We start from the raw sequence: 14492 nt of genomic DNA, 5'->3' as shown, positions 1-14492 counted from the left end.
TCCTAAGGCGAGACCAATGATTACAAATATGGCAAGTCGGATTGAAATTTTCATTTTCATGTCTCGGCAAGTCCTGATGCGTTCAGATTGACCAAATGGCTATCAGCCAATGGTTAAAAGTTCGTAGGCGCCTTTGTTGCAAGGGTTTGGCCATGGTATGAAGGTCGGGGGCCTGAGATTGATTTTCTCTTTGTGTCTCGGGCTTTACGTAGCGGAATCCTGATCCGGGAGTGGCGGACCCTTGCTGGCGCAGCGGAGGCACTGGAGAGTGAACTCGCTTCTTCTGAGGCCTTGCGGTAGGAGAAAGACATGAGCCAAATCGAATCCCTCTTTGTGACCCGCCTGTACCGTGCCCGTTTGTCTGAGATTGGTCCGGACATCGACGCCTCAGAGCTTGAAGCCTCTTGTTACTCCATCGCACAAGACGATGAAGCAGGGCAAAACTGGTGCGAGGAGAAGGGCTATCCCGGCTACACATCTTATGCGTCTTTGACGGACTTGCCTTGGCGGTTCCCGATTTTTGCGGACATTGTTGCCGCACTGGACAAGCATGTCGCCGCTTTCGTCGAAGATCTGCAATTTGATCTGGATGGGCGCAGTCTTGTTCTGGAAGACCTGTGGATCAACATCCTGCCAGAGGGCGGGATGCACAGTTCGCATCTACATCCACATTCCGTGATCAGCGGCACGACATATGTGGCCATGCCGGAAGGCGCCAGCGCGCTCAAACTCGAAGACCCGCGGTCTGGTCGCATGATGGCCGCACCGGTTCGGCGCAGTGGCGCCCGACGAGAACTGGAGCCGTTCATTTATGTCAAACCGGACGTGGGTGATGTGTTATTGTGGGAAAGTTGGCTTCGCCATGAAGTGCCTATGAATATGGCTGAGGACGACCGCATCAGCGTGAGCTTTAACTACAAGTGGGAGTGACACGCCGGTGGACAAGCCAACGCAGGGTCCACTTTTTGCTTACTTAAGCCGCAAACAGAATGGCGAGGGTCGCAAGTTTCCTTTTGGTTAAGCATGTTTCTCTCATAGGGTGACATATCCAACCAACGGGAGGCTGCAATGAGCAATGCCAATACCGACCAAAAGGCCAACACCGATTATGAGGTGGGCCAAGACAACGTTCAAATTTTTGGGTTAGACATTCACAACCCGGTGTTTGCTGTCTCCGGATTGACGATTGTCGCATTTGTTTTCTTTTCGCTGGTGTTCAAAGAGCAAGCCGGAGTCTTTTTCGGTGAATTGCGGGTCACGCTGACAAGCAACTTTGACTGGGTGTTCATGCTGGCCACCAACGTCTTTGTGCTGTTCTCGCTGGTGCTGATGATTTCCCCATTGGGCAAGATCCGACTGGGCGGCGAAAATGCCAAAGCGGACTACAGCTATGGCGCGTGGCTTTCGATGCTGTTTGCCGCTGGCATGGGCATCGGATTGGTGTTCTGGGGCGTGGCAGAGCCGATTTCTCATTACGGATCATCGGTTGGCGGCGTGGTCGTTGGCGAAGACGGTTTGCGAACCGACTGGGCGCCGTTGCTTGGGGCCGAAGGCGACGTGCAGGGCGCGCGCGATTTGGCGATGGCGGCCACGATTTTCCATTGGGGGCTTCACCCCTGGGCGGTCTATGCCATCGTGGCGTTGGCGCTGGCGTTTTTCAGCTTCAACCGCGGACTGCCTTTGACCATGCGGTCTGTGTTCTGGCCGATTCTGGGCGAAAGAACCTGGGGCTGGATGGGGCATGTTGTCGACATTCTGGCGGTGTTTGCCACGATTTTTGGTCTTGCGACCTCGCTTGGGTTGGGCGCGACACAGGCGCTTGCCGGATTGAACTATCTGTTTGATGTGCCGGTCACCGACGGCATGAGTGTGCTGCTTGTGGTGCTGATCACGGTTTTTGCGCTGGTGTCGGTGGTGGCCGGTCTGGACAAGGGCGTCAAACGACTTTCGGAGGCCAACATGATACTGGCGGCTGTTTTGCTGGTTCTGGTGCTGGTTCTCGGGCCGACGCTTGCGATTGTATCGGGCTTCTTTAGTGGTATGGCGGACTATGTCGTGAATTTGCCGACCCTGAGCAACTGGGTCGGGCGCGAGGACACCAACTTTATGCAGGGTTGGACCACATTCTATTGGGCGTGGTGGATTTCCTGGTCGCCTTTTGTGGGCATGTTTATCGCGCGGATCTCCAGAGGTCGTACAATTCGCGAGTTCATCTTTTGCGTTTTGATCATTCCGACTTTGGTGGGCGCGATTTGGATGGCGACATTCGGGGGTGCCGCATTGGAGCAGACCGTAGACGGTGCTGAGGCATTGGCTGGCGCGAGCACGGAACTGAAGATGTTCGTGATGTTTGAGGGTTTGCCCATGACCAGCGTGCTGTCCTTTGTGGGCATTGTCCTTGTGATTGTCTTCTTTGTGACGTCGTCGGACTCCGGCTCGTTGGTGATCGACACGATCACGGCCGGCGGGAAAACCGATGCGCCAACCTCGCAGCGGGTGTTCTGGTGTATCCTTGAAGGGGCGATCGCGATTGCGCTGTTGCTAGGCGGCGGATTGGGCGCGCTTCAAGCAGCGTCGATTGCCACCGGCTTCCCTTTTGCCATTGTGCTCTTGCTGATGTGCGTCTCTGTGACCATCGGTCTGTTGCGTGAACGCAAGCGCAATCTGGCGAAGAAGTGAGTTCGAGATCTCTGTGGGGATCAGCTTTGACACATGAGGTGCCGCTCCTAAAAGGGGCGGCACACTTGCCTTGCGAGGCAGAACGCAACTAAAACGCCAACAACCGCTTGCCATTTCTGAGTGTGGACCGTATATGGCTCCATCTCGCGGATTCTGTTGTTACGGGATTCGTGTGTTTTATCATTTGTCCATCAGGTCAAAAGGTAACCCTGCATATAACCCGGGGGCCTTCTGGTGTATGAGAAAGGAAGAGGCGATGAACGCCAACGAACTGCGTGAAAAAACGCCGGATCAGCTTCGTGAAGAGCTGGCCAATCTGAAAAAAGAATCGTTCAACCTGCGTTTCCAACAGGCTACTGGCCAAATGGAAAACCCGGCCTTGATCCGTGAAGCGCGTCGTAACGCTGCACGTGTTAAGACCATCCTGAACGAAAAAGCCAAGTCGGCAGCAGAATAATAGGAGCCTGATAGATGCCCAAACGTATCCTGACTGGCACCGTTACTTCGGATGCCAACGCACAAACAGTCACCGTTTCCGTAGAGCGCCGCTTTACGCACCCGGTTCTGAAGAAAACCATTCGTAAGTCCAAAAAGTACCGGGCTCACGATGAGAACAACGCCTACAAAGTAGGTGACAATGTTCGCATTATCGAATGCGCTCCGCGTTCGAAAACCAAACGCTGGGAAGTTCTGGAAGCTTAAGAGCCGCAAGGCTCCCAAAGCGACTAGACTTAACAGTTAGTCGAAACCCTGGGGATCTCGCCACGCATCGGCGCCCCATAGGTCGGGAGAAACCACATGATCCAGATGCAAACCAACCTGGATGTTGCTGACAACAGCGGCGCTCGCCGTGTTCAGTGCATTAAGGTTCTGGGTGGTTCCAAGCGTAAGTACGCATCCGTAGGCGACGTTATCGTTGTCTCGGTTAAGGAAGCCATACCACGTGGTCGCGTAAAGAAAGGTGACGTCCGTAAGGCCGTCGTCGTACGCACCGCTAAAGAAGTCCGTCGTGAAGATGGCACAGCGATCCGTTTTGATCGCAACGCGGCTGTTATTTTGAACAATGCCAATGAGCCTGTAGGTACTCGTATCTTCGGCCCAGTTGTTCGTGAGCTGCGCGCCAAGAACTTCATGAAGATCATCTCACTCGCGCCGGAGGTGCTGTAAGATGGCTGCTAAGCTGAAAAAAGGCGACAAAGTCGTCGTATTGGCCGGTAAGGACAAAGGCAAAGAGGGCTCGATTTCCTCTGTTGACCCCAAAGCCGGTAAAGCTGTTGTGGAAGGCATCAACATCGCCATCCGCCACACCAAACAAAGCCAGACCAATCAGGGCGGTCGCATCCCTCAGGCGATGCCGATCGAACTGTCTAACCTGGCTCTGCTGGACGCAAATGGCAAAGCAACACGCGTTGGCTTCCGTATGGAAGGCGACAAGAAAGTGCGTTTTGCCAAAACCACGGGGGACGTGATTGATGCTTGATACCGCAAACTACACCCCGCGTCTGAAGGCGCTTTATGCGGATTCCATCCGCGCCGCTCTCAAAGAAGAGTTCGGTTACAAAAGCGACATGCAGATCCCGAAGCTGGAAAAGATCGTGCTGAACATCGGCTGTGGCCGTGCAGCCGTGAAAGACAGCAAAAAAGCCAAGTCGGCGCAGGCTGATCTGACCGCTATTGCGGGCCAGAAAGCACTGACCACTGTTGCTAAGAACTCCATTGCCGGCTTTCGCGTTCGCGAAGGCATGCCAATGGGCGCCAAAGTAACACTGCGCGGCGACCGTATGTACGAATTCCTCGATCGTTTGATCACCATTGCGATGCCTCGCATCCGCGACTTCCGTGGTGTGAACCCGAGCTTTGATGGCCGCGGCAACTTTGCCACCGGCTTGAAAGAGCACATCGTATTCCCAGAAATCGACTTTGATAAAGTCGACGAAAACTGGGGCATGGATATCGTCATCGCCACCGATGCCAACACCGACGCTGAAGCGAAGAGCCTGTTGAAGCATTTCAACATGCCGTTCAACGCATAAGCGCAGGAAGGATTAGACATGGCTAAAAAATCTATGATCGAACGCGAAAAGAAGCGTGAACGTCTGGTTGCGAAATACGCAGTCAAACGTGCAGAGCTGAAAGAAATCGCCGCCGATGAGTCCAAGCCAATGGAAGAGCGTTTCAAAGCGCGTCTGAAACTGGCCAAACTGCCGCGCAACAGCTCGGCAACTCGTCTTCACAACCGTTGTCAGCTGACCGGTCGTCCTCACGCTTACTACCGTAAGCTGAAGGTCAGCCGTATCGCGCTGCGCGAGCTGGGTTCTGCAGGTCAGATCCCCGGCATGGTCAAATCTAGCTGGTAAGGAGAGAGTATTATGAACGATCCTATCGGTGATATGCTGACCCGTATCCGCAACGGCCAGATGCGCGGCAAGTCGGTGGTTTCCACACCTGCTTCCAAATTGCGCGGCTGGGTTCTGGATGTGCTGGCCGACGAAGGCTACATCCGCGGCTATGAAGCATCTGAAGAGAACGGCCACCCGGCCTTCGAAATCAGCCTGAAATACTACGAAGGCACTCCTGTTATTCGTGAATTGGCTCGGGTTTCCAAACCTGGCCGTCGCGTTTACATGGGCGTCGATGACATCCCAACGGTCCGTCAGGGCCTGGGCGTGTCGATTGTCTCCACCTCTAAAGGTGTGATGTCGGATGCAAGTGCTCGTTCCAACAAAGTTGGCGGCGAAGTACTCTGCACGGTCTTCTAAGGAGAGCTGTTATGTCTCGTATTGGTAAAAAACCGGTCGAGCTGCCCAGCGGCGTTAGCGCTTCTGTCTCCGGCCAGACCATCGAAATCAAAGGTCCGAAGGACACCCAGTCTTTCACTGCAACTGACGATGTCACTGTTGCGGTAGAAGACAACGTTGTGACTGTGACACCGCGCGGCTCGTCCAAGCGTGCACGTCAACAATGGGGTATGTCTCGCACTGTCATCTCTAACATGGTGACCGGTGTGACTTCGGGCTTCAAGAAAGAACTCGAGATCAACGGTGTTGGTTATCGTGCACAGATGCAGGGCAATACCCTGAAGCTGTCGCTCGGTCTCTCGCACGAAGTGAACTTCGACGTGCCGGCCGGTATCACCGTGACCGCACCGAAGCCCACGCAGATCATTGTCGAGGGTACCAGCAACCAGCTTGTAGGCCAAGTCGCGGCGAACATCCGCGAATGGCGTAAGCCCGAGCCCTATAAAGGCAAAGGCATCAAGTATAAAGACGAGTATATCTTCCGCAAGGAAGGTAAGAAGAAGTAAGGACCAGACAGATGGCAAACAGCAAACGGACACTGTTCCTCAAGCGCCGCCTGCGCGTCCGGAACAAACTTCGCAAGGTCAATGGCGATCGCAAGATGCGCCTTTCGGTACACCGTTCGAACAAGAACATCAGCGCTCAGCTGATCGACGATCGCAATGGCGTCACCGTGGCCTCGGCCTCGACCCTCGAAAAGGATCTTGGCGTAATCGGCAAAAACAACATCGAAGCAGCCACCAAAGTGGGTGCCGCGATTGCCGAACGTGCCAAGAAAGCCGGCGTGAGCGAAGCTTATTTCGACCGCGGTGGTTTCCTCTTCCACGGCAAAGTGAAGGCCTTGGCCGAAGCTGCGCGTGAAGGCGGCCTGAGCGTATAAGCAACTTGTGGGGGACGGCAACGTCCCCCCGATGATCCGGGAGGTCCGGCCTTGGTTGGGCCTCACTGGGATCGAGATAAAGGGCGCCACGCGCCAGTAGATAAAGGAATGCCAAATGGCAGAACGTGATAATCGCCGGGGTCGCGGTCGCAACCGCGAAGATGAGACACCGGAATTTTCTGATCGCCTAGTTGCGATCAACCGTGTTTCGAAAACCACCAAAGGTGGTAAGAACTTTGGCTTCGCAGCACTGGTTGTTGTCGGTGACCAAAAAGGCCGGGTTGGCTTTGGCAAAGGTAAAGCGAAAGAGGTCCCTGAGGCCATTCGTAAAGCCACTGAACAAGCCAAGCGCCAGATGATCCGCGTGCCTCTGCGCGAGGGTCGTACCCTGCACCACGACATGGAAGGCCGTCACGGCGCCGGTAAAGTGGTTATGCGTACCGCACCGGAAGGTACCGGTATCATCGCGGGTGGTCCAATGCGTGCCGTTTTCGAAATGCTCGGCGTCAAAGACGTTGTTTCGAAATCGCTCGGTTCGCAGAACCCCTACAACATGATCCGCGCAACCATGGACGGGCTGAACAAAGAAGCCAGCCCACGTCAGGTTGCCGCACGTCGTGGTAAGAAAGTTGCCGACATCCTTCGCAAGGATGAAGCACCTTCCGAAACCGCAGACGCGTAAGGAGACTGAGTTATGGCTAAAACCATCGTTGTAAAACAGATCGGCTCCCCGATCCGTCGCCCCGCAGACCAGCGCGCCACACTCGTGGGCCTGGGCCTGAACAAGATGAACCGCACCCGTGAGCTGGAAGATACACCTTCTGTCCGCGGCATGGTCAACAAGATTTCGCATCTGGTTGAGATCATCGAAGAGCGCGACTAATAAGCGGTAACGCTTTGAAGACATTGGGAAACGCCCTCGCATTTGCGGGGGCGTTTTTCGTTGGGCTGCACGCACACAAAGCGCCCCATGCATAAACTGCATAACGGAGATGCAGTTTTAGACGTTGTTTGCTTAATTAGTCAGCTTATTTGACCTGCATGATTTAAACAAACGCGCTTGGCCCGGAGTGGCGCACCGGAGCTTATAGGATTTAGAAAATGCAACATGTTCCCGCACTTCATATTGAACCCGTCGATTTCGTTGGCCACATCCAGCACGCTATCGAAGATTTCCGTATCAATCGCGCACGCGCCAAAGCTTTCAAGAAGACCGTTCGCGAATTGTCGACACTGACTGATTACGAACTGTCAGACATCGGTCTGGCCCGAAGCGAAATCATCACCGTCGCTCGTCAGAGCGCAATCTAAGACATTCGACCAACACCGCAACAAAGCCTCAGGCAGTTGCTTGAGGCTTTGCCGTTCCAAGGGGGGCGTGCAGGGTCGAGCAAGAGAAAAACAAGGACACGACAATGGCACTTATCGACCAGACAGTACGTACGACACCATCCCTGATGGCCCGCTTTATCGAGCTATGGCAATCCAACAAGAATGCCTGCCTCGTACGGATCAAACACAACGCAACTGTGCGTCAGCTTAACAGCATGACCGACCGCGAGTTGGATGACATTGGCGTGTCGCGCTACAACATCCATGACGTGGCACGAGACGCCGCTATGCGCGGCTGAGCCACTCAGGTTGACGAATGCTCAGCGCCTCCGCTTTGCGGGGGCGTTTTTTTGTTTTGGATGCCTAAAGATAAAGCCTCAAAAATTCTGTGAAGTTTTCTGCTAAGGCTTCAACCTGTCCGAATTCGTGATCCCAGATCACTACAGACGGCATTGTGGGTTCACCGTTAGAGATGTCTGGGTAGCTAAAGCAAATCAGGTTTCCTAGGCTATCGTTGGCAAATGGGACAAGGCGGTCAGGCATTCCCCGACCGCGCCAATTGAGGGCCTGAAGGACTTCTGGTGGTGAAAAGAAGTCGGAGATATGTGGCACCTCTGTCGCAAACAAGAGCAGAACTTTCCACCCCGTTCGCTCGCTGAGCCGGTTCCAGAAGGAACGTTTGTCGACCCAATCCCAGAGGTCGGTTGTTGGTCGCGGCAAACCGGTGGATAGCACTTGTTGGAGGTCGTCTTCTGGTAGACGAACACCAATCTCGGCTTCCAGACCGACAAGTTCTGGCCGGAACACTTTCTCCGGTGGGTAGTTGGGAACGGACCACCTGTCTGCAAAGACTTGGAGCGCTGACATGGGTTTCCTCGAGTGTGTAGCCTTTTTCAGGTCATTGACGCCTCGGTTCTGATTACCTCTCAACGCTTGAACCTTTGCGCCAACCCGTCTATACGCGCCCAGTGGTCATTCTGACCATAGAATCAAAACCAAGAAAAGCCGTGTTTGACCCGACTACGCTTCGTGGGTCAGTTCCGGCAAGGAGAAGCGAAATGAAACTGCACGAACTTCACGATAATGAAGGCGCAACCAAGAAACGTATGCGCGTTGGCCGTGGTCCCGGTTCCGGTAAAGGTAAGATGGGTGGCCGTGGTATCAAAGGTCAAAAATCCCGTTCGGGTGTGGCTATCAACGGTTATGAGGGCGGTCAGATGCCTTTGTACCAACGTCTGCCTAAGCGCGGCTTCAACAAGCCGAACCGCAAGGCATTTGCCGTTGTAAACCTGGGTCTGATCCAGAAATTCGTCGACGAGAAAAAACTGGACGCCAAAGCTGCGATCACCGAGGACGCGCTGATTGCTTCCGGTCTGGTCCGTCGCAAAAAAGACGGCATCCGTGTTCTGGCAAAAGGCGAAGTTTCCGCCAAATTGACCATCGAAGTGACCGGTGCTTCCAAGGCAGCTGTGGACGCTGTGGAAAAAGCAGGCGGCTCTCTGACGGTCAAATCCGCGCCAGCGGCTGAATAAGAGGTTGTGAGCGGGCGAATACCCGCTTACATAAACTTCCAAGTTTTCCAAACGCCGCCAAACCGGAAAACGGTTTTGGCGGCGTTTTTAGTCACAGAGAGATCCTAATGGTATCTGCAGCAGAGCAAATGGCGGCCAACACAAGCTGGGCCGCACTTGGAAAAGCCACCGACCTGCGCAACCGCATCCTGTACACGCTGGCGCTTTTGATCGTTTATCGCCTCGGCACATGGATTCCGGTGCCCGGCATTGACGGTATCGCGCTTCGTGAGTTCATGGAGAGCGCGGCACAGGGCATTGGCGGCATCCTTTCGATGTTCACCGGCGGCGCGCTGGGACGTATGGGCATCTTTGCTCTGGGCATCATGCCATACATTTCGGCCAGCATTATCGTGCAGCTTCTGGGCTCCATGGTGCCTTATCTTGAGCAACTCAAGAAAGAAGGCGAGCAGGGCCGCAAGAAGATGAACCAGTACACGCGCTTCGGCACGGTGGGTCTGGCGATTCTGCAGTCCTACGGCCTCGCCGTCAGCCTCGAAGCTGGCGATCTGGTCACCGATCCTGGCCTGTTCTTCCGCTTTAGCTGTATGGTGACGCTGGTTGGCGGCACGATGTTCCTGATGTGGCTGGGTGAGCAGATCACCGCGCGTGGTCTGGGCAACGGTATTTCGCTGATCATCTTTGTTGGCATCATTGCCGAACTGCCTGCTGCGATGGCGCAGTTCTTCTATCAGGGCACCACCGGCGCGATCAGCGGTTTTGTGATTGTTGGCGTGATTATAATGGTCATCGCGACGATTGCCTTTGTGGTCTTTATGGAACGCGCCCTGCGTAAGATCCATATTCAGTATCCACGCCGTCAGGTTGGCATGAAAGTCTATGACGGTGGGTCCAGCCACTTGCCGGTCAAAGTGAACCCGGCAGGCGTTATTCCGGCGATCTTCGCCAGCTCTCTGTTGCTGTTGCCGACCACAATTTCGACCTTCTCCGGCAGCCAGACTGGCCCGATAATGTCGACGCTGTTGGCCTACTTCGGCCCCGGTCAGCCGCTCTATCTGTTGTTCTTTGCTGCGATGATCGTGTTCTTCGCCTATTTCTACACCTTCAACGTCAGCTTCAAACCTGATGAGGTTGCGGACAACCTGAAGAATCAGAACGGCTTTGTTCCGGGCATTCGTCCAGGCAAGCGCACTGCTGAGTATCTGGAGTACGTGGTTAACCGCGTGCTGGTGCTTGGCGCCGCTTACCTTGCGGCAGTTTGTCTCCTTCCTGAAATTCTGCGTGGCCAGTTCTCGATTCCCTTCTACTTTGGCGGCACGTCGGTTCTGATTGTTGTGTCGGTGACTATGGACACCATCCAGCAAGCCCAGAGCCATCTGCTGGCCCATCAATACGAAGGGCTGATCGAAAAATCGCAGCTGCGCGGCAAAGGTAAAAAGCGCGGCGCACGCAAGGGAGCTGCTCGTCGATGAATATTATCCTGCTTGGCCCACCTGGTGCCGGTAAAGGCACACAGGCTGGTCGTCTCGTTGAAAAACGTGACATGATCCAGCTGTCTACCGGTGACATGCTGCGCGCCGCGAAGACATCTGGCACAGAGATGGGCAAGCGCGTGGCCGAGGTTATGGACCGTGGCGAGCTAGTGACCGACGAGATCGTGATCGGCCTGATCCGTGAGCAGCTTGAGGGCGACAAGAAGGGCGGCTTTATCTTTGACGGCTTCCCGCGCACGTTGGCACAGGCCGACGCTCTGGCGGCCCTGCTTGAGGACTGCGGCGAGACGCTGGACGCTGTGATCGAGATGCAGGTGAACGACGAGGTTCTTGTGGACCGCATCGTTGGTCGCGCCGCAGAAGCGGTTGCCGCAGGCGGCACAGCCCGTGCGGACGACAACGCCGAAAGCCTGAAAGTGCGCCTGATGGCGTATTACAAGCAGACGTCGCCGCTGATTGGGTATTACCACGCCAAAGGTGATCTGACCTCGATTGACGGTCTTGCGTCGATGGATGAGGTTGAGGCCTCGATTGCGGGCGTGTTGGGTTGACCTGACACTCATCTTCTGGATGTATTGAGCGGAGCGCCTTGGGGCGCTCCGTTTTTGTTTGGGGGCCAGAGTGTGGGTGAAAGCGAAACATTCGAATTCTTCGCAGCTTTGCTGATCCGAGAAGGGTTTATGAGTGCCGAGCAGATCGACGTGGCTTGTTCACATTTGGACGGTTACGAGGGTGTTTTGGCGGATCGGGCTTTTACAATTGGCCATGAGGCTTTGGGACGTTTCCTTCAAACTTCGCTCGACGGCCCCGCCAGACGGACGTTTCTGGAGCGGTTCAGGGAAGAACTGTATCGTGACCCGGGGAGCCAGTGTTACTTCGTTGAGAGCTTTATTGACGGTGTAGAGATCGATGATGATCTACGACGGACTATGATTTTGGCGGCGCCAGCAAGCTATCAAGTTCACCTTGAGAGATTGAATTTTGGAAGCGTGTAGAATGGGCACATGTCTCTCACTTGTTAGGTTCGGAAACCGACTTGCGAAATGGAAAATTGCATGACTCGCAAAGTGGTTTTAGGGAGCATTGTCGTATTGCTGACCCTATTCATTTATCGGGACTATCTGTCGATCTCGTCGAACTCGACGCGCCTGACAAAGGAGGGTCGAACGCCGCCGGAAATTGAGGTCGGTCTTCAATGGTATCCAATCCCCCGTCAGTTTGTGGTGAAGGGACCGACTTTTTTGGGCTCGTATTACCGGGACCCACACTTTCGCGTCACGGGATTCCAAGAAACGCGTCTAAACGGTGGGCTGCTTGCTGTACAAACCCTGAAGGTCAATCAAGCGTTCGATGTGGGTTTGGAACGCGAAGTTGTGTCCTTAAAATTGGTAGCGACGTGCGGACCTTTGATGTTGACCCGTTTCTGGTTGATCTGTCTCTGGTATCACCACCGATTATTCTCTCACATGGGCAAGATCGGGTGTGGGTTTTTATGCAGCCCTTGTTGTCGGATCCCACAAACAGCTCTTGGGACTATGTTCCCATAGTTTTGGAGCTGCGTCTTGATGGCGGACATGTCGTGCATGAAGTGGATTTGATTAACGCCACTGGTGAGAAAACCGTTTCGGCTATCCGTTCTGGAAGACACCACAAATACTGGCGCGAACAGTGTGCGAATGTGCATCAGTCGGTTCGCGAGGCGTATTGGCGGGTGCTTGGGGTGTCTTGTGAAACACCATAGAAATGCCATGCGTTCAACAACAGCCTGCGAACTTTAGAAGGGGCGATGACGTGGATAGCTGTGACTCGTTAATGAATGAGATAGACCGGATTTCGTCGTTGAGAGAGGCGGAAGACTTGTCGCTTCGCATTTCGAAGTTGGCGCAGCGCGATCTGGACGTAGAGTACCCCGAGGCGTCGGCCTATATCGAAGCCGTGGGTGCCTATCTGACCACGTATGACAAGTTTCATGAAACCCTCGATCTGCAGCAGGTCAAAGTTTTTTGCAGGGTGATGCTAGGCGGGCTTTATTTTGAGTGAGTGCGCAGAAAGCGCCTTCGGACGCGGGCGAAAGCCGGAAATGGCGGTGCAAGGTCCAATTGGTTTCGTCTCGTGTTTGGGTGTCCACGCTCCTGCGACGGTTTTTTTGGCTATCGGGGATGCGTTATGAAGGACCCTCTTGAAAAAGCCGGGGTCGTGTTTTTGGTAGTATTGCTCGTTGGGACACCGCTGTTTCTTTACGCGGCCTCGCGCGTGATCATGTTCACCACTTATTTCACAACCGAGGTCGAAATCTCTCGGGTAGACGTGAATGTTTCTTCAGCCGACGTGTACGGGGCGCTGAACCGGATGGATGAGTTTCAAGCACATCCGCGTGAATGTCCGAACAGCATGGACAGCTGTTGGTCGATGGGCGGGGAGGTGACGTTGAAGGATGCCCCGGCCACTGGCAGGCATAAGCGTTTGAAGCTTTCGACCGGCGAAACTACGGAAATTTGGACGCATCCAGCCAGCCCCGCGCGGCATGAGGCATTTGTGGAGAGGGTTTTGGAAGCGCTTCGGTCAGAAGGTTTCGTTGCGGTGGCGGTCGAAGAATGACGCTGACATGGGCGAGAGCCATTTCGTCAAACCAAAAAGCGGTGCTTATTGCCGCGTTTTACTGCCTGTGTCTCCACGCCATTTGGCTGCTGATCTGTAGTGTCAGCGTTGCAAACACTGGCGAGGTGAGCCTGATTTGGTTTGTGGCGAAGTGGTTGGTTCCGGTTCTCTGCGCGCTGATCGGGGTCCTCTGTTATCGCGGTGCCCACAGGGGTCGTCTTCTTGTCGCGGCGCTGTTCTTTTTGTTTTCCTGGTTGGCTTTTGATCCGACCACAAGGATCGGCGCGATGATTGGATGGCAGTTTAATGAAAGCTCGGAGGACCGCCGGATGCTTTGGGACGGTTCACTTGAATTCAAAGGCTGACAGAGGGGAAAGTGGAGCGGTGAGCAAGGCGTTTGTTGTGTCAGCACTCTCATCGTCGACCGCGCCTTCACAGGTTTCGTCACAGCACAACGGACCCTGTTTCAGACAATGAAGAAACTGTTTTTTCTCCTTTTTCTTGTTCCCATCTTGCTCTTTGCAATAGCAAAGTGGCCTGCGCTCACGAGTTACAAAACGACAACAGGCGCAATGGAACACTTTTCTGGTGGGCGAATACCGCTAACGGTGCCGGTTGATAGGTACATGTTGCCCAGACAACTGGTTACATCTGGACCTACAATTTTTGGGTATCCGTATCGCGACCCTCATTTTTCGAGTGCTCAAAGTGTTGATCACCAGTCTTCAATGGAGCGCATCAAAGTTCAGGTTTTGCGCATAAATCCGGCATTTAAGAGGGAACTGCAGCGCGAAGTCATATCGTTAGAAAGGGGAGGAGTTGTCGTCCACTATGAGCTGGATGACCACCCCATTCACCTGGATACCAAACGCAAGCCAATGGTTTTGGCTCTAAGTGAAGAGACCGTTTTGCTTTTCATGCGCGCGTATACGCGGGGCGGGTCTGGTGAGGATGGTTCGGATTTTGAACTTCTGTTTATTTGGCTGGATAAAACAGGAGCCGCGCGAGTTGTCAGAAAAGGCGACGAAGTCGAATGGCGTAAGGCATTTGACTTCGTGGGCCAACGTCGTGACGTGCTATTGTGGGAAAGCCATTGCCCGTCAATCTATCGGTTTTATTGGCCGCTATACAAGGAACTGACTAATGTGCAGTGTTACTGAGTTTTTTGGTATGAGGGTAA

At 54.2% G+C, this 14492-nt stretch carries 24 protein-coding genes; 23 read left to right on the top strand and 1 reads right to left on the bottom strand.

The features are described from left to right. The first annotated feature begins 309 nt into the window (after positions 1-309). The 15 genes from SHIM_RS15065 to SHIM_RS20030 all read left to right on the top strand — a co-directional run bounded on the left by SHIM_RS15065 (position 310) and on the right by SHIM_RS20030 (position 7988). Positions 310-930: a 2OG-Fe(II) oxygenase family protein gene (locus SHIM_RS15065; protein WP_054003503.1), complete on the top strand. Its 621-nt coding sequence runs from the start codon at positions 310-312 to the stop codon at positions 928-930. Positions 931-1068: 138 nt separating this feature from the next. Further along, positions 1069-2679: a BCCT family transporter gene (locus SHIM_RS15060; protein WP_054003502.1), complete on the top strand. Its 1611-nt coding sequence runs from the start codon at positions 1069-1071 to the stop codon at positions 2677-2679. 256 nt (positions 2680-2935) lie between these two features. Continuing rightward, complete coding sequence (gene rpmC / locus SHIM_RS15055) at positions 2936-3136, top strand: 50S ribosomal protein L29 (protein ID WP_054003523.1); 201 nt, start codon at positions 2936-2938, stop codon at positions 3134-3136. A 14-nt stretch (positions 3137-3150) separates the two neighbouring features. Continuing rightward, a complete protein-coding gene (gene rpsQ / locus SHIM_RS15050) occupies positions 3151-3381 on the top strand; it encodes a 30S ribosomal protein S17 (RefSeq protein WP_054003501.1) in 231 nt (76 codons plus the stop codon). Positions 3382-3477: 96 nt separating this feature from the next. Next, complete coding sequence (gene rplN, locus SHIM_RS15045; protein WP_048863755.1) at positions 3478-3846, top strand: 50S ribosomal protein L14; 369 nt, start codon at positions 3478-3480, stop codon at positions 3844-3846. A 1-nt stretch (position 3847) separates the two neighbouring features. Continuing rightward, positions 3848-4159, top strand: a complete 312-nt coding sequence (gene rplX, locus SHIM_RS15040) for a 50S ribosomal protein L24 (RefSeq protein WP_054003500.1) — start codon at positions 3848-3850, stop codon at positions 4157-4159. Continuing rightward, complete coding sequence (gene rplE / locus SHIM_RS15035; RefSeq protein WP_054003499.1) at positions 4152-4712, top strand: 50S ribosomal protein L5; 561 nt, start codon at positions 4152-4154, stop codon at positions 4710-4712. The genes rplX and rplE overlap by 8 nt, the downstream gene beginning before the upstream one ends. A gap of 18 nt (positions 4713-4730) precedes the next feature. Further along, positions 4731-5036 carry a 30S ribosomal protein S14 gene (rpsN, locus tag SHIM_RS15030; RefSeq protein ID WP_054003498.1) on the top strand — a complete coding sequence of 102 codons (306 nt, stop codon included), beginning with the start codon at positions 4731-4733 and terminating at the stop codon, positions 5034-5036. Positions 5037-5048: 12 nt separating this feature from the next. Next, positions 5049-5438: a 30S ribosomal protein S8 gene (gene rpsH / locus SHIM_RS15025; protein ID WP_054003497.1), complete on the top strand. Its 390-nt coding sequence runs from the start codon at positions 5049-5051 to the stop codon at positions 5436-5438. 11 nt (positions 5439-5449) lie between these two features. Then, positions 5450-5983 (top strand): 50S ribosomal protein L6, encoded by a 534-nt coding sequence (gene rplF / locus SHIM_RS15020; RefSeq protein WP_054003496.1) that lies wholly within the window; start codon positions 5450-5452, stop codon positions 5981-5983. 11 nt (positions 5984-5994) lie between these two features. Beyond that, entirely contained in the window at positions 5995-6357 is a 363-nt protein-coding gene (gene rplR / locus SHIM_RS15015; protein WP_054003495.1) for a 50S ribosomal protein L18, read from the top strand. Between the two features lie 115 nt (positions 6358-6472). After that, positions 6473-7039, top strand: coding sequence for a 30S ribosomal protein S5 (gene rpsE / locus SHIM_RS15010; protein WP_054003494.1), 567 nt, complete (start codon positions 6473-6475; stop codon positions 7037-7039). Positions 7040-7051: 12 nt separating this feature from the next. Continuing rightward, a complete protein-coding gene (gene rpmD, locus SHIM_RS15005; protein ID WP_054003493.1) occupies positions 7052-7240 on the top strand; it encodes a 50S ribosomal protein L30 in 189 nt (62 codons plus the stop codon). A 218-nt stretch (positions 7241-7458) separates the two neighbouring features. Next, positions 7459-7668 (top strand): DUF1127 domain-containing protein, encoded by a 210-nt coding sequence (locus SHIM_RS15000; protein WP_054003492.1) that lies wholly within the window; start codon positions 7459-7461, stop codon positions 7666-7668. 104 nt (positions 7669-7772) lie between these two features. After that, positions 7773-7988, top strand: a complete 216-nt coding sequence (locus tag SHIM_RS20030; protein ID WP_082358416.1) for a DUF1127 domain-containing protein — start codon at positions 7773-7775, stop codon at positions 7986-7988. Between the two features lie 64 nt (positions 7989-8052). Here SHIM_RS20030 and SHIM_RS14995 read toward each other — a convergent pair whose 3' ends face one another. Next, on the bottom strand, positions 8053-8556 hold the full coding sequence (locus SHIM_RS14995) for an SMI1/KNR4 family protein (RefSeq protein ID WP_054003491.1): 504 nt from the start codon (positions 8554-8556) through the stop codon (positions 8053-8055). Positions 8557-8747: 191 nt separating this feature from the next. On the opposite strand from SHIM_RS14995, the gene rplO reads away from it, so the two are divergent. From rplO to SHIM_RS20205, 8 genes are all read left to right on the top strand, one after another. Continuing rightward, positions 8748-9221 carry a 50S ribosomal protein L15 gene (gene rplO / locus SHIM_RS14990; RefSeq protein ID WP_054003490.1) on the top strand — a complete coding sequence of 158 codons (474 nt, stop codon included), beginning with the start codon at positions 8748-8750 and terminating at the stop codon, positions 9219-9221. A gap of 107 nt (positions 9222-9328) precedes the next feature. Beyond that, complete coding sequence (gene secY / locus SHIM_RS14985; protein WP_054003489.1) at positions 9329-10693, top strand: preprotein translocase subunit SecY; 1365 nt, start codon at positions 9329-9331, stop codon at positions 10691-10693. Beyond that, a complete protein-coding gene (locus tag SHIM_RS14980) occupies positions 10690-11265 on the top strand; it encodes an adenylate kinase (RefSeq protein WP_054003488.1) in 576 nt (191 codons plus the stop codon). Before secY ends, SHIM_RS14980 begins: the two co-directional genes overlap by 4 nt. 72 nt (positions 11266-11337) lie before the next feature. Continuing rightward, on the top strand, positions 11338-11709 hold the full coding sequence (locus SHIM_RS14975; protein ID WP_054003487.1) for a hypothetical protein: 372 nt from the start codon (positions 11338-11340) through the stop codon (positions 11707-11709). 817 nt (positions 11710-12526) lie between these two features. Further along, positions 12527-12754 (top strand): hypothetical protein, encoded by a 228-nt coding sequence (locus tag SHIM_RS14965; RefSeq protein ID WP_152926565.1) that lies wholly within the window; start codon positions 12527-12529, stop codon positions 12752-12754. Positions 12755-12910: 156 nt separating this feature from the next. Further along, positions 12911-13312 carry a hypothetical protein gene (locus SHIM_RS14960; protein WP_152926564.1) on the top strand — a complete coding sequence of 134 codons (402 nt, stop codon included), beginning with the start codon at positions 12911-12913 and terminating at the stop codon, positions 13310-13312. A gap of 125 nt (positions 13313-13437) precedes the next feature. Beyond that, the gene (locus tag SHIM_RS14955; protein WP_152926563.1) at positions 13438-13677 is read left to right on the top strand and encodes a hypothetical protein; all 240 of its coding nucleotides are present in this window, start codon (positions 13438-13440) and stop codon (positions 13675-13677) included. 108 nt (positions 13678-13785) lie between these two features. Next, positions 13786-14472, top strand: coding sequence for a hypothetical protein (locus tag SHIM_RS20205; protein ID WP_152926562.1), 687 nt, complete (start codon positions 13786-13788; stop codon positions 14470-14472). Positions 14473-14492: the final 20 nt, after the last annotated feature.

The sequence above is a fragment of the Shimia sp. SK013 genome (assembly GCF_001292625.1).
In the GTDB taxonomy this organism is placed as follows: Bacteria; Pseudomonadota; Alphaproteobacteria; order Rhodobacterales; family Rhodobacteraceae; genus Shimia.
This window is presented reverse-complemented; position numbering and strand designations above follow the sequence as displayed.

Bases quoted from the DNA above. Each gene is read 5' to 3' on its own strand.
- rplE (WP_054003499.1), top strand. From the start codon at position 4,152: ATGCTTGATACCGCAAACTACACCCCGCGTCTGAAGGCGCTTTATGCG.
- secY (WP_054003489.1), top strand. From the start codon at position 9,329: ATGGTATCTGCAGCAGAGCAAATGGCGGCCAACACAAGCTGGGCCGCA.
- SHIM_RS14995 (WP_054003491.1), bottom strand. From the start codon at position 8,556: ATGTCAGCGCTCCAAGTCTTTGCAGACAGGTGGTCCGTTCCCAACTAC.
- rplO (WP_054003490.1), top strand. From the start codon at position 8,748: ATGAAACTGCACGAACTTCACGATAATGAAGGCGCAACCAAGAAACGT.
- SHIM_RS14980 (WP_054003488.1), top strand. From the start codon at position 10,690: ATGAATATTATCCTGCTTGGCCCACCTGGTGCCGGTAAAGGCACACAG.
- rpmD (WP_054003493.1), top strand. From the start codon at position 7,052: ATGGCTAAAACCATCGTTGTAAAACAGATCGGCTCCCCGATCCGTCGC.
- rplF (WP_054003496.1), top strand. From the start codon at position 5,450: ATGTCTCGTATTGGTAAAAAACCGGTCGAGCTGCCCAGCGGCGTTAGC.
- rplR (WP_054003495.1), top strand. From the start codon at position 5,995: ATGGCAAACAGCAAACGGACACTGTTCCTCAAGCGCCGCCTGCGCGTC.
- SHIM_RS20030 (WP_082358416.1), top strand. From the start codon at position 7,773: ATGGCACTTATCGACCAGACAGTACGTACGACACCATCCCTGATGGCC.
- rpmC (WP_054003523.1), top strand. From the start codon at position 2,936: ATGAACGCCAACGAACTGCGTGAAAAAACGCCGGATCAGCTTCGTGAA.
- rpsH (WP_054003497.1), top strand. From the start codon at position 5,049: ATGAACGATCCTATCGGTGATATGCTGACCCGTATCCGCAACGGCCAG.
- rpsE (WP_054003494.1), top strand. From the start codon at position 6,473: ATGGCAGAACGTGATAATCGCCGGGGTCGCGGTCGCAACCGCGAAGAT.
- SHIM_RS15065 (WP_054003503.1), top strand. From the start codon at position 310: ATGAGCCAAATCGAATCCCTCTTTGTGACCCGCCTGTACCGTGCCCGT.
- rplX (WP_054003500.1), top strand. From the start codon at position 3,848: ATGGCTGCTAAGCTGAAAAAAGGCGACAAAGTCGTCGTATTGGCCGGT.
- rpsN (WP_054003498.1), top strand. From the start codon at position 4,731: ATGGCTAAAAAATCTATGATCGAACGCGAAAAGAAGCGTGAACGTCTG.
- SHIM_RS15000 (WP_054003492.1), top strand. From the start codon at position 7,459: ATGCAACATGTTCCCGCACTTCATATTGAACCCGTCGATTTCGTTGGC.
- rpsQ (WP_054003501.1), top strand. From the start codon at position 3,151: ATGCCCAAACGTATCCTGACTGGCACCGTTACTTCGGATGCCAACGCA.
- SHIM_RS14965 (WP_152926565.1), top strand. From the start codon at position 12,527: ATGAATGAGATAGACCGGATTTCGTCGTTGAGAGAGGCGGAAGACTTG.
- SHIM_RS20205 (WP_152926562.1), top strand. From the start codon at position 13,786: ATGAAGAAACTGTTTTTTCTCCTTTTTCTTGTTCCCATCTTGCTCTTT.
- SHIM_RS15060 (WP_054003502.1), top strand. From the start codon at position 1,069: ATGAGCAATGCCAATACCGACCAAAAGGCCAACACCGATTATGAGGTG.
- rplN (WP_048863755.1), top strand. From the start codon at position 3,478: ATGATCCAGATGCAAACCAACCTGGATGTTGCTGACAACAGCGGCGCT.